At 75.4% G+C, this 13,398-nt stretch carries 18 protein-coding genes; 12 read left to right on the forward strand and 6 right to left on the reverse strand.

Going from position 1 to position 13,398, the window contains the following annotated elements; translation table 11 throughout:
- The first annotated feature begins 131 nt into the window (after positions 1–131).
- From DNL40_RS08830 to DNL40_RS08845, 4 genes are all read left to right on the forward strand, one after another.
- On the forward strand, positions 132–923 hold the full coding sequence (locus DNL40_RS08830; protein WP_111250892.1) for an SDR family NAD(P)-dependent oxidoreductase: 792 nt from the start codon (positions 132–134) through the stop codon (positions 921–923).
- A 146-nt stretch (positions 924–1,069) separates the two neighbouring features.
- On the forward strand, positions 1,070–1,474 hold the full coding sequence (locus DNL40_RS08835) for a PadR family transcriptional regulator (RefSeq protein ID WP_111250893.1): 405 nt from the start codon (positions 1,070–1,072) through the stop codon (positions 1,472–1,474).
- Positions 1,471–2,286 (forward strand): hypothetical protein, encoded by an 816-nt coding sequence (locus DNL40_RS08840; RefSeq protein WP_111250894.1) that lies wholly within the window; start codon positions 1,471–1,473, stop codon positions 2,284–2,286. The genes DNL40_RS08835 and DNL40_RS08840 overlap by 4 nt, the downstream gene beginning before the upstream one ends.
- 85 nt (positions 2,287–2,371) lie before the next feature.
- Positions 2,372–3,436, forward strand: coding sequence for an alpha/beta hydrolase (locus tag DNL40_RS08845; protein WP_111250895.1), 1,065 nt, complete (start codon positions 2,372–2,374; stop codon positions 3,434–3,436).
- Here DNL40_RS08845 and DNL40_RS08850 read toward each other — a convergent pair.
- Entirely contained in the window at positions 3,387–4,637 is a 1,251-nt protein-coding gene (locus DNL40_RS08850; protein WP_111250896.1) for a YibE/F family protein, read from the reverse strand. The genes DNL40_RS08845 and DNL40_RS08850 overlap by 50 nt on opposite strands.
- Positions 4,638–4,769: 132 nt before the next feature.
- Positions 4,770–5,411, reverse strand: coding sequence for an NAD(P)-dependent oxidoreductase (locus DNL40_RS08855; RefSeq protein WP_111250897.1), 642 nt, complete (start codon positions 5,409–5,411; stop codon positions 4,770–4,772).
- A 130-nt stretch (positions 5,412–5,541) separates the two neighbouring features.
- Between DNL40_RS08855 and DNL40_RS08860 the strand changes: the two genes are divergently transcribed.
- From DNL40_RS08860 to DNL40_RS08875, 4 genes are all read left to right on the forward strand, one after another.
- On the forward strand, positions 5,542–5,940 hold the full coding sequence (locus tag DNL40_RS08860; protein WP_111251004.1) for a winged helix-turn-helix transcriptional regulator: 399 nt from the start codon (positions 5,542–5,544) through the stop codon (positions 5,938–5,940).
- A 90-nt stretch (positions 5,941–6,030) separates the two neighbouring features.
- Positions 6,031–6,678 (forward strand): hypothetical protein, encoded by a 648-nt coding sequence (locus tag DNL40_RS08865; RefSeq protein WP_111250898.1) that lies wholly within the window; start codon positions 6,031–6,033, stop codon positions 6,676–6,678.
- Between the two features lie 65 nt (positions 6,679–6,743).
- Complete coding sequence (locus DNL40_RS08870; RefSeq protein WP_111250899.1) at positions 6,744–7,538, forward strand: YcnI family copper-binding membrane protein; 795 nt, start codon at positions 6,744–6,746, stop codon at positions 7,536–7,538.
- Positions 7,535–8,278 carry a copper resistance CopC family protein gene (locus tag DNL40_RS08875; protein ID WP_245885791.1) on the forward strand — a complete coding sequence of 248 codons (744 nt, stop codon included), beginning with the start codon at positions 7,535–7,537 and terminating at the stop codon, positions 8,276–8,278. The genes DNL40_RS08870 and DNL40_RS08875 overlap by 4 nt, the downstream gene beginning before the upstream one ends.
- Positions 8,279–8,322: 44 nt before the next feature.
- Here DNL40_RS08875 and DNL40_RS08880 read toward each other — a convergent pair whose 3' ends face one another.
- Complete coding sequence (locus DNL40_RS08880; RefSeq protein WP_111250900.1) at positions 8,323–8,655, reverse strand: YnfA family protein; 333 nt, start codon at positions 8,653–8,655, stop codon at positions 8,323–8,325.
- Positions 8,656–8,777: 122 nt separating this feature from the next.
- On the reverse strand, positions 8,778–9,266 hold the full coding sequence (locus DNL40_RS08885) for an ACT domain-containing protein (RefSeq protein ID WP_218926024.1): 489 nt from the start codon (positions 9,264–9,266) through the stop codon (positions 8,778–8,780).
- On the opposite strand from DNL40_RS08885, the gene DNL40_RS08890 reads away from it, so the two are divergent.
- The gene (locus DNL40_RS08890) at positions 9,235–9,528 is read left to right on the forward strand and encodes a DUF5808 domain-containing protein (RefSeq protein WP_111250901.1); all 294 of its coding nucleotides are present in this window, start codon (positions 9,235–9,237) and stop codon (positions 9,526–9,528) included. The two genes, DNL40_RS08885 and DNL40_RS08890, sit on opposite strands and share 32 nt — an antisense overlap.
- A gap of 138 nt (positions 9,529–9,666) precedes the next feature.
- Here the strand turns inward: DNL40_RS08890 and DNL40_RS08895 are convergent, their stop codons facing one another.
- Both DNL40_RS08895 and DNL40_RS08900 read right to left on the reverse strand, forming a co-directional pair.
- On the reverse strand, positions 9,667–10,413 hold the full coding sequence (locus DNL40_RS08895; RefSeq protein WP_111250902.1) for an MBL fold metallo-hydrolase: 747 nt from the start codon (positions 10,411–10,413) through the stop codon (positions 9,667–9,669).
- 106 nt (positions 10,414–10,519) lie between these two features.
- Complete coding sequence (locus DNL40_RS08900) at positions 10,520–11,023, reverse strand: FBP domain-containing protein (RefSeq protein WP_111250903.1); 504 nt, start codon at positions 11,021–11,023, stop codon at positions 10,520–10,522.
- A 404-nt stretch (positions 11,024–11,427) separates the two neighbouring features.
- Here DNL40_RS08900 and DNL40_RS08905 point away from each other — a divergent pair, with 404 nt between their 5' ends.
- The 3 genes from DNL40_RS08905 (at position 11,428) to DNL40_RS08915 (ending at position 13,387) form a co-directional block, all read left to right on the forward strand.
- Positions 11,428–12,336: a Cof-type HAD-IIB family hydrolase gene (locus tag DNL40_RS08905; RefSeq protein ID WP_342766638.1), complete on the forward strand. Its 909-nt coding sequence runs from the start codon at positions 11,428–11,430 to the stop codon at positions 12,334–12,336.
- A 75-nt stretch (positions 12,337–12,411) separates the two neighbouring features.
- Positions 12,412–12,861 (forward strand): hypothetical protein, encoded by a 450-nt coding sequence (locus DNL40_RS08910; protein ID WP_111250905.1) that lies wholly within the window; start codon positions 12,412–12,414, stop codon positions 12,859–12,861.
- A 19-nt stretch (positions 12,862–12,880) separates the two neighbouring features.
- Positions 12,881–13,387: a GNAT family N-acetyltransferase gene (locus DNL40_RS08915; RefSeq protein ID WP_111250906.1), complete on the forward strand. Its 507-nt coding sequence runs from the start codon at positions 12,881–12,883 to the stop codon at positions 13,385–13,387.
- Positions 13,388–13,398 lie beyond the last annotated feature (11 nt).

Genomic DNA, 13,398 nt, shown 5'->3' on the forward strand with positions numbered 1-13,398 from the left:
CCGAAGAGGTGTATCGGACGCTCGTCCAAGACCGTGACGACCCCGGGTCGTCGCCGCTGGTGGCACCGGCACCGCGTGCTGGTGACCGCCCGCCTGCCTAGCGTCAGAGGACACCGACGCGAGGAGGAGCCATGGCAGGGACGAACCGGGTCGCCGTCGTCACAGGGGCGTCCAGCGGGATCGGGCTGGAGATCGCGCGCGAGCTGATCGACAAGGGGTTCGACGTCATCGTCACCGCGGAGGACGCGGGGCTCACGGCAGCGGCCCAGGAGCTGGCGCTGACCGGAAGCAGGGTGGATGCCGTCCAGGCGGACCTCACCACCCGTGAGGGGCTGGACTCGCTCGTGGAGGCGGTGCACGCCGTCGGGCGCCCGGTGGACGCGCTCGTGCTCAACGCGGGCGTCGCGAACGCGGGGCCGTTCGTCGAGACCCCGCTCGAGGGTGACCTGGAGGTGGTGGCGCTCAACGTGACCGCGGTGGTGTACCTGGCCAAGAAGCTGGTGCCGCCGATGGTGGAGCGCGGCGAGGGCGCGGTGCTCGTCACGTCTTCGGTGGCCGGGACGATGCCGGGGCCCTGGTACGCGACGTACGCGGCGTCGAAGGCGTTCGAGCTGTCGTTCGCGGAGGCGGTGCGGCACGAGCTCAAGGACACGGGGGTCACAGTGACGGCCCTGGTGCCCGGCCCCACGGACACGGAGTTCTTCGAGGACAACGACATGGAGGACCTGCCGGTGGGTCAGGGCCCCAAGGACGACCCGGTCAAGGTGGCGAAGGAGGCCGTGAAGGGTCTGCTGAAGGGGGACGACAAGGTGGTGGTGCGGTCGTTCAAGGCGAAGATGCAGGCCGCCACGGGCGCGGTGCTCCCCCCGAAGGCGCAGGCAGCCGTGCACGCCTCGACCACGAAGCCGCCGGAGAAGGACTGACCGCGCTCCGCGAGCGCCCGCCCCGGCGCCCGCCCCCGGCGAGCGCCCGACCGGAGCCCCCGCTGCCGCCAGGCCGTGGGGGCTCTCGCACGTCCAGGGAAGCGAGGTGACTTGCCTTCCTTGCTAGTTGGTGTGACCATCTAGTCGTGGACGAGATACAGCCGTGGCCCAGCGACTGGCTGCGCGGGGTGCTCGAGGTGTGCGTGCTGCGCGTGCTCGCCGACGGCCCCACCTACGGGTACGCCATCACCGCCGCGCTGGCCGAGGGCGGTCTGGGCACCACCAAGGGCGGCACCCTCTACCCGCTGCTCAAGCGGTTCGAGGCCGCCGGGTGGGTCAGCACCGAGTGGCGCCCCGGAGACGGCGGCCCCGGCCGCAAGTACTACGACCTCACGGACGCCGGCCGGGCCGTGCTCCACGAGCGCTCGGCGCAGTGGCTCGCGTTCTCCCGGGCCACCAGCCGGTTCGTGGCCCACGCCGCCCCCGGCGGGACACGGCAGCACAGCACCGAGGACAGCACCGAGCACGGCACCACGGAGGCACGACGATGATCACCAGGTTGCGGCAGCGCGCCCACGAGAACCGCTACGAGATCGAGCGCGCGCTCGCCCCGCACGTGGACGAGCGGTGGGCCGAGTCGTTCCTGCTCGAGCTGCGCCTGCAGGGCGTGGGCGGGGACGACATCGGGCAGGCGCTGGCAGAGGTGGACTCGCACGTGGCCGAGAGCGGCACCCCCGCCGACGTCGCGTTCGGCGACCCCGCGGCCTACGCCCGCAGCCTCGAGCTGCCCCAGAGCGAGCAGCAGGCCGGACGGTCGGTCCTCCAGATGCTCCTGCCGAACGCGGTCTCGTTCGCGGGGATGATGCTCGCGATCACGTCAGCACCCGCCGTCGCCCGCCAGGAGGACCTCTCGCTCACGTGGGGAATCCTGACGGCGGTGGCGCTCGGCATCGCCGTGATCACCGCCCTCCTGCGGTGGACCGACCCCGTCGTCCGCGCCGTCGTCAACCACCCGTTCCGAGCGTGGCTGGCCAGCATGGCGGCCATCGCCGTCGTCGTGGCACCCAGCGTCGCCGGCCTCACCACCGACCTGGTGCTCAGCCGCGAGGCGGTGCACATGTCGGCGCTGCCGGTGCTGGTCGCCGGCGTGCTCGCCGTCCTCGTGGTCGCAGCGTGGAACCTGCGCCCCTCCGAGCTGGTCGAGGACCCGGTGGTGCCACCGCTGCCCGCCGCAGGCGCCGGTGCGGGCGGACGCAGGCGGCAGCCGACCAAGGGTCGGGGTGCCGCGATCGTCGTAGCGCTGTCGACGCCGGTCGCGACGGTGGCCCTGGTCGCGGTGTCCTGGTGGGCCGCCACGCGCTGACCCCTTCTCGCCGACGGCTGCGGAGAGTCACGGAGCTCGGGCCAGCTGCGTGACTTTCCGCAGCCGTCGGCGGCAGAGTGGGCGCGTGACACCGGAGTCCACCACCGCCCCCGCCGCACCAGCCGCCTCACCCGCGCCCGCAGCGCCCGCTCCGCTCGGCCCACCCCCGCCGTACGACGACGAGCTCGCCGCCTGGCTCGCGACCGCCCCGCCGACGGGCACGATGCCCACCCTCGACGAGCTGCCCGCCGTGCACGCCGCGACGGCGGCGCTCGGCCGCCTCTCGGCGAGCGACGAGCACCTGGCCCGCGACGGCGCGTTCGCCGTCGGGCACCGCACCGTGCCCGGGCCCGACGGCGCCCCGGACGTCACGCTGCTCGTGTGCCGGCCCACGTCGGTGCCCGACGACGTCGCCACGCCCGTGGTGTTCCACGTGCACGGCGGCGGGATGGTCTTCGGCGACCGGGCCACCGGCATGGACCTGGCCCTCGACTGGGGCCAGGCGCTGGGGCTGACGATCGTGTCGGTCGAGTACCGCCTGGCGCCCGAGCACCCGTACCCGGCACCGGTCGAGGACTGCTACGCGGGCCTGGTGTGGACGGCCCAGCACGCCGCCGAGCTGGGCGTGGACCCGGACCGGCTGGTGGTGGCGGGCGGCTCGGCGGGCGGAGGGCTCGCAGCGGCCACCGTGCTGCTGGCCCGCGACCGCGGCGGCCCGGCCGTGGCCGCCCAGCTCCTCCTGTGCCCCATGCTCGACGACCGGAACGACTCGGCGTCGGCCCGCCAGCTCGACGGGCTGGGCATGTGGGACCGCACCGCGAACGAGCTGGGCTGGCGCGCGTACCTCGGGCCCCTCCACGGCACCGGCGACGTGCCCCCGTACGCGGCCCCTGCGCGGGCCACCGACCTGTCGGGGCTGCCGCCCACGTTCCTCGACGTCGGCTCGGCCGAGACGTTCCGGGACGAGACGGTGGCGTTCGCGCAGCGCATCTGGCAGGCCGGCGGGCGGTGCGAGCTGCACGTGTGGCCCGGCGGGTTCCACGGGTTCGCGGGCACGGTGCGCTCGGCACGCGTCTCGCAGGACGCCCTGGCGGCGCCGGTCAGCTGGCTGCGGCGGGTTCTGGCGCCGTCGGCCCCGCCGGCACGCTGACCTCACCCACCGGAACGGGCTCCGCCGTCGGGCCCGGCACCGCGAGCGCCGCGATCCCGGTGGTGGCGGGGATGGCGAGCACCAGGCCGATGGACCCCACGAGGGTGCGCACGATCTCCTCGGCGATCTCGTTGGAGGACAGGGCGTCGGCGACGGGCTGCTCCATGAGCCACAGGTTCATGAGCACGGCCAGCGCGGCACCCACGTAGGCGAACGCCATCGTGTACACGGTGGAGGCGATGTGGTCGCGGCCGATGCGCATGGCGCGCGCGAACAGGACGCGACGCGGGGCGTGGGGGGCGAGCTCGCGCAGCTCCCACACGGCCGACGCCTGGGTGATGGTGACGTCGTTGAGCACGCCCATGCCGGCGAGCACGAGCCCGCACAGCGCGATCTGCTGCAGGGACAGGCCGGGCACCATCTGGGGCAGCCAGGCGGCGCGCTCGTCGGCGGCTCCGGTGACGCGGGCGGCACCGATGGCCCAGGTGCCGATGCCGGCGGTGAGGGCGAGGCCGACGAGGGTGCCGAGCAGCGCCGTCGTGGTGCGGGTGGTGAAGCCGTGGGCGAGGTAGAGCACCACGAACATCACGGCGGACGACGTCACCAGGGCCACGGGCAGGGCGCTGTGGCCGGCCAGCAGGGCAGGGACGGTGAACAGGAGGAACACGGCGAACGCGAACCCGAGGCCCGCGAGCGCCGCGAGGCCCCGCCACCGTGCGACCAGGAGCACCACGAGCACGAACGCGACGGCCAGGAGGCCCAGGGGCGCCTCGCGCTGGAAGTCGATGAACGCGTACGGGGCGGGCAGGTCACCGATCTGCGTGATGTGGAGGGCGACGACGGTGTCGCCCGGCTGCGGTTCGAGCGTGCCGCTGGACCACTGCATGCGGGAGGTGCCGCCGTCGGGCAGCTCGACGGGGAACGTGCCCGTCTCCGCGTCCCACGGCCCGGTGACGGTGACGTCGACCAGGCTGCTGCCCTGCGCCACGACCGGCTCGCGCGCGGGGACCTCGTCGGCCGCCGGCCACAGGGCGAACGCGCCCCAGACCGTGGCCAGCAGGGCCGGCAGGAGCGCGACGGCGAGCACCACGCGGGTGCGGAGGGAGGCCGGCGCGGGGCGCGCCGACGCCGGTGCGGCGGCACTGCCCGACGGTGCGGCGGCGCTGTGATCGAGGTGCGTGTGCAGGTGTCCGGCGCCCATGGGCGCCAGGCTCGCACGGGACGCGGGCCGGGTGGCCGACCCGCGCCGACCACCCCCGCCGACGGCTACGGATCGTCACGCAACCGGGGCGGGTTGCGTGACGATCCGTAGCCGTCGGCGGGGGGCCAGGCGTCAGTAGGCGACGTTGATCTGCTCGCGGTGGTGCGCCGCCTTCTCGGCCTCGTCGACGACGGCCAGGCCGAAGTCGGCGCCGGAGATCTCCGACTTGCCCTCGGCGTCGAAGATCGCGACCTCCCCGCCGACGCGGTAGGTACCACGAGGCTCGCCGGGGTTGTAGGCGCCGTAGGTGGCGGCCGGGCTGACGAACACCCAGTCGAACGACTCGGGCGTGCCCTGGAGCCACGGCAGCAGGGCGGCGACCTCACGGGCCTCGCCGGCGAACTCGGCGGGCACCTGGTCGGTCTCCACGACGCGCGGCCCGCCCTCCTCGGTGCGCAGCGTGCTCCAGCCGCCCACGAGGAGGAAGCGCGCATCGGCGGCCTGTGCCTGCTCGACGACGCGGCCGTAGGCCTCGCCCAGGTGGCCGGCCAGCTCGCCGCGCGGGGACAGCGCACCCACCACGACGTCGGCGCCCGCCACGGCCTGCGCCACGGCGTCGCCCGTGAGCACCTCGCCCTGCACGTACCGGACGCCCTCGACGGGCTCGGCGGGGGTGCTGCGGCTCAGCGCGGTGACCTGGTGGCCTCGGCGCGCGGCCTCGGCGACGATCGCGGCGCCCGCGTACCCGGTGCCTCCGACGACGGTGATGTTCATGGGGATCGCCCTTTCCTGAGTCGTCTCGCCACCGGCCCTTCCGGCGCGGTGGCCTCGTTGGTTACCGTAGGAGACCAGCACTCCTAGGGGAAGAAGGCACTTCGTGGTAACCACCTCGGCCGCTGACGCCGTGCGCCTCGGCACCCGGCCCGACGGCACCCCCTACCCCGAGGGCGACCCCTACGTGGACGGCTGCCCCACCCGCCACATCCTCGACCGCATCGGCGACCGGTGGACGGTGCTGGTGGTGGGCGTGCTGTCCGGCGGCACCGCCCGGTTCTCCGAGCTGCGCCGCCGCGTCGAGGGCATCTCCCAGAAGATGCTCACCCAGACGCTCCGCGAGCTCGAGCGGGACGGCCTCGTGACCCGCACCGTGCACGCCGAGGTGCCCGTCCGCGTCGAGTACGCCCTCACCGACGCCGGCCGCACCCTCACCGGCCCGCTCAAGGCCCTCGAAGAGTGGTCGGTGCAGCACCTGTCCGGGGTGCTCGCCGCCCGTGAGACGTACGACGACCGCCGCACCGCCTGAGCGCCCACGCCGAGCCGGCGCCCAGCGCGGGCACGGCGTGCGTCCCAGGGGCTGGCGACACCCCCGCCACCCCTCGTTAGGGTGGCCCCCGTGGACGGTCTCGTGGTGCGCGTGCGGGCGGTGCTGGTCGCCGTCACCGCGCTCGCGCTCGCCGTCGGCGCTCACGCGCTGGCCGACGGCGGCCTGCCGTCCTCCGGCCTCGCGCTCGCCGCGCTGGTCGCTACCACCGCGCCGGTCGCCGTCGTGACCGCACGCCGCCGCCTGACCCTCCCCCGGCTGCTGCCCACCCTCGCCGTGCTCCAGGTCGCGCTCCACGTGGAGCTCGCCGTCCTGTCGGGGCACGGCACCCCGCACGCGCTCGCCCACGGTGGCCCGCACGCCGGCCACACGCCCCTGCCCGTCCCGCTGCCCCAGCCGGACGCCGTCGAGCTCGTGCCCTCGGGGCTGATGCTCGCCGCCCACGCCGCCGCGCTGCTGCTCACCGCCCTGGTCCTGGCCGGCGGGGACCGCGCCGCCGCCCGCCTGACCGCCTGGCTGTCCGCCGTCGTCCTCCTGGTGCGGGCCGCCTCCCACGCGGCACGCCCGACGCCGCGCCCGGCCGCCGTCGTCGACCCCCTGCTGCCGCGCCGCCTGGCCGACCTGCTCGCCGCGGGCGGGCTGCGGTTCCGCGGGCCACCGCCGCACCGCGCCGCCACGCCGTCCGCACCCGTCCCGGTGCTGCGGACGGCGCTCGCCTGACCCCGCTCCTGCCGTCACGAGAGGAGCGGGCGCCCCGCCTTCCTCTCCGACCACAGGAGCCCTCGATGTCCACGACCTCCGCGCGCGCCCCGCGCGCTCTCACCACCGCCGGCGCCACCCTGCTCGGCCTGTCCGCCGCCGTGCTGCTCGCCGGCCCTGCCGCCGCCCACGTCCGGGTCGACCCGGGCGGCGACGGCACCGCCACCGCCGGCGGGTACGCCGTCCTCACGTTCCGCGTGCCCAACGAGTCCGAGACCGCCTCCACCACCCAGGTGCGCGTCGACCTGCCCACCGACACCCCCTTCACCAGCGTGTCCGTGGAGCCCGTGCCGGGCTGGACGGCCACCGTGGAGCGCGCACCCCTGCCCGAGCCGGTGCAGGTGCACGGCGCCACCGTCACCGAGGCGCCGTCCGCCATCACCTGGACCGCCGACGACGACGCCGCGGCCGTCCACGACGGCGAGTTCCGCCGGTTCGTCGTGTCCGCCGGGCCGGTGCCCGACGTCGAGCAGGTGCTGCTGCCCGCCACCCAGACGTACTCCGACGGCACCGTGGTCACCTGGGACGAGGAGACGCCCGCCTCGGGCGAGGAACCCGCGCACCCCGCGCCGCTGCTGCGGGTCTCGGCAGGGTCCGGCGGCGGGCACGGGGCCGCGCCCGCCGACGGCGACGCCTCCGGGGAGGAGAGCGCCGGCGCCGCGGACGACCGACCCGGCCTCGCCGCCGCGCTCGGGGCAGCGGGCCTCGGCCTGGGTCTCGTGGGTGCCGTGACCGGCGTGGTGGCCCTCGCACGCAGCGGGCGTGACGGGAGCGGGCGTCGCACCCCGGCCGGGCACGACGGCGCGGAGGGCGACCGATGACGCGGCGCACCCTCGCCACGACCGCACGGAGCGCCGCCGGCACGGCGGCGGTGCTCGCCCTCGCCGTGCTCGGTGCGGTGGGCGCAGGCATGGCCGGTTCCCTCGCCGTGACGGTCGCCGCCGCCGGCCCGGCGTCCGCCCACAACTACGTGGTGGGCACCGTGCCGGCCGCGGGCCAGGCCACGTCGGAGCCGGTGGACCAGGTGTCCGTGACGTTCAACGACGTGCTGCTCGACCTCGACGGCAACGGCACCGGCACCGCCCTGGAGGTGACCGGCCCGGACGGCACCCACCACGAGACGTCCTGCCCCGTGATCCTCGACCGCACCGTCTCGGCGTCCGCGGCGCTCGGTGAGGGTGGCACGTACACGGTGGTGTGGCGCGTGGTCTCGGCCGACGGGCACCCCATCAGCGGTGACTTCACGTTCGACTACCAGCCGCCGGAGGGCGTCACGCCCGTGGCCGGCACGTCGGGGCCGGCGTGCGGCGCGGAGGGCGAGCCGGAGGCCGCCGACGACGGCACGGGGGCTGACGAGCCCGGCTCCGCCGGAGGGGACGGCGCCGCCGAGGCCGGCGACGGCACGTCCGGTGACGCCACGCCGTCGGCGAGCCCGGCGACCGCGCAGGTGGACGACGGCACCGTGCCGCTCGGTGCGGTGCTCGCGATCGCCGGCGGCACCGTGGTGCTGGCGGGGGCTGCGGTGCTGGTCGCGCTGCGCCTGCTGCGCCGCCGGGACTGACCCACCCGCACGCCCACGACGGGCGTGGTCCGGGGCGGCCGGCGTCAGCTCGGGCGCGGGGCGTACATGATCATCGCCACGCCCACCAGGCACACGAGGGCTCCCGCGACGTCCCAGCGGTCGGGCCGGAACCCGTCCACGACCATCCCCCACACGAGCGACCCGGCCACGAAGACTCCGCCGTACGCGGCGAGGATCCGCCCGAAGTTGGCCTCGGGCTGGAGGGTGGCCACCGCCCCGTAGAGGCCGAGCGCGATCACCCCGGCGCCCACCCACACCCAGCCGCGGTGCTCACGCAGCCCCTGCCACACCAGCCAGGCACCGCCGATCTCGAGGAGGGCGGCGAGAGCGAACAGGACGATCGAACGAACGGGCACGGCCCCTCCCAGGACGGCGGACGAGAGGGCGACAGTAACCCGCACGGCAGCGGGGCTGCCGTCGTGCCACGACACGTCAGGGCCCGCCGGTCGGCGCTCCGACCGGCGGGCACCGGGCGGGGTCAGGCCGCCACGGTGTGCCCGGCGTCGCGCAGCACGTCGGCAGCGAGCTCCAGCCGGTGCTCGTGCACCAGCACCAGGTCGGCGTGGAACGTGGAGGCCACGAACACGGGGATGCTCGCCCCGGCGAGCGGCCCGACGACGGAGGCGAGCACCCCGGGCACGTCCAGGCCGTGGGGGTCGCCGTAGAAGCCGGCCCACCGCTCGGCGTCCGGGCCGGCGAACGGGGAGGCGTGCCGCAGCACGGTGAGCCCCTCGGGGGCACGGACGAGGGCGACCCACTCGTCGTCCTCGGGGAACGTGGCCCCGGGCTGGTGCTCCAGGGTGAACCGGTCGGGCAGGACGCGCAGGGAGGGCATGGCCGCGAGCGTACGGCGCGGGTCCGACGCCGCCCGCCGAGCGAGCGGCGCCACCTGCGCCAGGATGGGGACGACGATGTCGAGACCCAGGAGGTACCCGATGGGATCGAAGAAGAAGGGCGGGCTCCGCAAGCTCGTCACGGTGGCGACCGCCGCCCTGACCGTGGCCGCCGTGGTCAAGGAGCTGCGCACGCCGGAGGGCCAGCGCACGTGGAACGGCAAGGTCGCCTCGGTGGTCCCCTACGACTTCCGGTTCCCCACGGTGGAGCGCATCAAGGAGCGCCTGTGGAACCCGGACGGCGACAACGTGATCAGCCCGCGCGTGTTCGGGGTGGGCTGGACGGTCAACGCCGGCAAGGTCGTGTCCGTGGCGCGGCAGAAGCTCACGAGCTGATCGCGCACCGGCCGGCGAGGCCCGGGCACCCGCCGTGACGGCGGGCGCCCGGGCCTCGGCGTCTCTCCCCTGGCTGCGCTCGGCGATCGTCGGCCTCCCGGCCGCCCCCGCTGCGGGACCTCGGTGTGCGCCGTCGCGTCAGTGCGCGCCGATCTTGCGCGCCTGGTCCACCGCCCCGGCCACGCCCCACGCCCACGGCTCGCCGTGACCGGGCAGGAGCGTGCCGGCCCCGGTCGCGGCGAGAGCGTCGAGCGAGCGCAGCGCCTGGGCGCTGTCGGCGGTGGCGGCCCCGGCGACGATCTGGGGGCCCTGCTTGCCGGTGTACGGGTCGAGGGTCACCAGGGCGTCACCGGTGATGAGCACGTCCCGGTCGGGCAGGTGCAGGGCACAGTGCCCGTCGGTGTGACCCGGGGTGAAGACCACCCGCGGGGAGCCGGGCACGGGAAGCTGCGTGCCCGGCTCGATCGGCCGCAGCCCCGTGACCCCGGGCACGCGCAGCGCACCGGCGGCGGCCATCGCCCCGAGGGTGCGCAGGGCGCCCGGGTACCGCAGGGGATAGAGGCCGCGCACGTTCTCGTGCGCGTACCGGTAGGGGTGGGCGGCGATGCGATGGTCCTCGGCGTGCAGCCACACGGGGACGCCGAGGCGTTCCTGCACGCGGGCCACGCAGCCGGTGTGGTCGAAGTGGGCGTGGGTGAGCACCACGGCGGCGACGTCGTCGGGCCGGTGCCCGATCTCCCGCAGGGCACGGCCGATCAGCGGCCAGGTGGCCGGCAGCCCGGTGTCCACGACGAGCACGCGGCCGCCGTCGGACACCAGGTAGACGTTGACGTAGGCGTGGTCGATGCGGTGGACGCCCTCGGCGACCTCGCTCAGCTGCGACATCCGGCTCGGCACGGTGACCTCCCTCGACGGCAGGCTCCACCGTGGCACCGGGCGGCCGCGCTCGCCCGGCGGCGCGGCTGGGCCGTGCGCCGCCGGGCAGGCGGGGTCAGCGGGTGCTGAGGACCTCGGCGACGAACCGCGCGGACCGCTCCCGCAGCCCGGCGATCCGCCGCTCCACGAGCACGGCCTTCTCCTCCGGAGTCGACGCCTCGGCGATCAGCGGCACCCGGCGCACGTTGCGCGAGCAGAGGAACTCGGTGCAGATCAGCGTGCCGATGGTGTTGCCGTTGCGGCCCGAGGCGCCGCCGCGCCGGGCCACGTACAGGGAGACGTCGTCGGTGACGACGACGTCCTCGCACCACGCGCAGACGCCCTTGCGGCGCGACCGGCCTGCTTTGGCGTCGCCGGCACGCAGCAGCACGCCGACCGGCTCGCCGTCGATCTCCAGGACCACGTAGGCGGACAGCGGCGCCTTGCGGTCGTGCCAGCCCAGGTACTCCAGGGCGGCCCAGTCGACGGCGTCGAGGTCGGGCAGCGTGGCCTGGGCGGCCTCGCGCTTCGAGGCGTTGACGAAGGACGCGCGGATCTGCTTCTCGGTGAGGGGGTTCATGGGTCTTCTCGGCTTCCAGGTTCACAGGGCTGCCGGCGTCGTGCTCAGGCACGGCGGACGACGACGTCGCTCACCACGTGCACTGTGGCGGCGGGCGTCCGCTGCAGGTGGCCAGCGCCGCCGTCGGCCCGGGGAGGGACGACGACGTGCGCGGCGCGGCATCACGACCGGCGGAGGGCAGGGGGCATGGCCGCACCCCGCTCCGCCGGACCTGGACCGCGCTCGGCGCGATGGGGTCAGCGGTGCGTGGCGCGGGTGCGCGCGTCGGCCGAGCAGGCCATGACGGCCACCTCGCAGCCCGCGGCGTGGTCCCGCATCTCTCGCTCCTGTCGTCTCTGAGGCCCGGGAGTGCGCTCCGAGCCACCATCGATGGTACGCCTGCTGCCGGGTGGGAGGATCGACGGGTGACCCAGCACTCCCCCGCCGGAACCGGCACGCCCGCCCTCACCGACGCCGACCTGACGCCGCTGCCCGACGTGCGGCTGGTGGTCACCGACATGGACGGCACCCTGCTCGACTCCGCGAAGAACGTGCCTGCCGGGTTCTGGCCGCTGCTCGACCTGATGCGCGAGCGCGGCATCGTGCTCGTGCCGGCGAGCGGGCGCCAGTACGCGACGCTGGCCCGCGAGTTCTCCGGCGCGCTGGAGGGCATGCCGATCATCGCGGAGAACGGCTCCTACGTGGCTCGCGACGGCGTGGAGCTCAGCTCCGTGACCATCCCCGGCGGGGTGCGGCGCGGCAGCGTCGCGTACGACGTCGTGCAGGCGGTGCGACAGGTCGCCGCAGGCGGGCGCGACGTCGGCACGGTGGTGTGCGGCAAGCGCTCCGCGTACGTGGAACGCACGGACGCCCCCTTCCGCGAGCAGGCATCCATGTACTACGCCGCGCTGGAGGAGGTCGAGGACCTCACGGCCGTCGAGGACGAGATCCTCAAGGTGGCCGTGTTCGACTTCGAGGACGTCGAGGTGGCCGTGGCGCCGGCGCTCCAGCCGTTCGGGCGCGACTCGGCCGAGCGGCCGGCCCAGCAGGTGGTGATCTCGGGCCGGCACTGGGTCGACGTCATGTCCGCCGGCGTGACGAAGGGCGACGCCGTGCAGCGGCTGCAGGAGGAGCTGGGCGTCACGCGGGAGCAGACCGTGGCGTTCGGCGACTACCTCAACGACGTGGAGATGCTCGACGCCGCCGGGTGGTCGTTCGCCGTCGAGGGTGCCCACCCGCAGGTGCTGGAGCGGGCGCGCTTCCGGGCGCCGTCGAACGACGATCACGGCGTGGTGCGCGTGCTGGAGCGGCTGCTCGGGGTGGGGCACGACTGACGGCCGGGCGGCCGTCGGGACCGCCCGGCGGGGAGCCGCTACGGTGACCGCAACGCACCCGACGAGGAGGCCACCGTGCACCGACGCCTGTGGATGGCAGCAGCGGCGCTCATGATGGTGGCCGGGACTGCCGCCGGGTGCGGAGGCCCCACCGAACCAGCACCAGGCTCCGCGGCGTCGTGCACGGCCCCCGAGCTGCGCTGGACGGAGCCCACGGCACGGGCCGGTGACGACGTGCTCCTCGAGGGCGCCCACCTCTTGACCGGCTGCGACGACACCGGCGCGGACGGCACGCAGGACGGCGACGCAGCACCGCTCACCGGCCTGACCGTCACCCTCCTGACCGACGGCGCCCCGTACGAGCCGCAGCCCGAGCAGCCCCAGCCGTTCACCGCCGAGCCGGACGGCACCTTCAGAGCCCAGATGTTCGTGCCTGACGTCGACCCCGGCACCGAGCTGGAGGTCGAGATGACCGCCGACGACGGCGCGGTGGTGCGCTCGGACGTGCTCACCGTCGTCGAGTAGCGGGCGCTACCGTCCCGGCATGGACCTGCGCCCGTTCGACCCTGCTGACGCCGAGCCGCTGACCCGGATGCTGCACCGCGCCTACGCGGAGCTGGGCGCCCAGGGCCTGAACTTCACGGCGGTGGACCAGTCGGTGGCCACGACGCTCTACCGCGCGTCTGCCGGGGCGTCCTGGGTCATCACCGAAGGCGACGCGATCGTGGCCACCGTGGCGGTGTCGTGCCCGCCGGGCGAGGCGCTGCGCGGCCTCAGCGCGGAGGCCGGGCGGCCTGGACGTGCATGGGTCAACCAGCTCGCCGTCGCCCCCGAGCACCGAGGGGCAGGCCTGGCACGCCGCCTCCTGGACCACGGGCTCGCCTGGGCGCGGACCCAGGGTGCCACGTCGGTCGGCATCGACACCGCCGAACCCGCCACCCACCTGCTCGCCCTCTACCAGCGCTGGGGCTTCGCCCGCGTCGAGACCATCCAGTGGCCGGGCAAGGTCTACCGCAGCGCGGTGCTCGTGCGGCCGCTGGACCCACCCTGACCCGCCGCCGC

It is taken from the genome of Xylanimonas oleitrophica (assembly GCF_003244315.1).
Classification (GTDB): domain Bacteria; phylum Actinomycetota; class Actinomycetes; order Actinomycetales; family Cellulomonadaceae; genus Xylanimonas_A; species Xylanimonas_A oleitrophica.

Excerpts from the sequence above, each read along its gene's own strand:
- DNL40_RS08915 (WP_111250906.1), top strand. The coding sequence starts at position 12,881 with ATGGACCTGCGCCCGTTCGACCCTGCTGACGCCGAGCCGCTGACCCGG.
- DNL40_RS08850 (WP_111250896.1), bottom strand. The coding sequence starts at position 4,637 with ATGGGCGCCGGACACCTGCACACGCACCTCGATCACAGCGCCGCCGCA.
- DNL40_RS08890 (WP_111250901.1), top strand. The coding sequence starts at position 9,235 with ATGGGATCGAAGAAGAAGGGCGGGCTCCGCAAGCTCGTCACGGTGGCG.
- DNL40_RS08870 (WP_111250899.1), top strand. The coding sequence starts at position 6,744 with ATGTCCACGACCTCCGCGCGCGCCCCGCGCGCTCTCACCACCGCCGGC.
- DNL40_RS08855 (WP_111250897.1), bottom strand. The coding sequence starts at position 5,411 with ATGAACATCACCGTCGTCGGAGGCACCGGGTACGCGGGCGCCGCGATC.
- DNL40_RS08840 (WP_111250894.1), top strand. The coding sequence starts at position 1,471 with ATGATCACCAGGTTGCGGCAGCGCGCCCACGAGAACCGCTACGAGATC.
- DNL40_RS08900 (WP_111250903.1), bottom strand. The coding sequence starts at position 11,023 with ATGAACCCCCTCACCGAGAAGCAGATCCGCGCGTCCTTCGTCAACGCC.
- DNL40_RS08875 (WP_245885791.1), top strand. The coding sequence starts at position 7,535 with ATGACGCGGCGCACCCTCGCCACGACCGCACGGAGCGCCGCCGGCACG.
- DNL40_RS08895 (WP_111250902.1), bottom strand. The coding sequence starts at position 10,413 with ATGTCGCAGCTGAGCGAGGTCGCCGAGGGCGTCCACCGCATCGACCAC.
- DNL40_RS08830 (WP_111250892.1), top strand. The coding sequence starts at position 132 with ATGGCAGGGACGAACCGGGTCGCCGTCGTCACAGGGGCGTCCAGCGGG.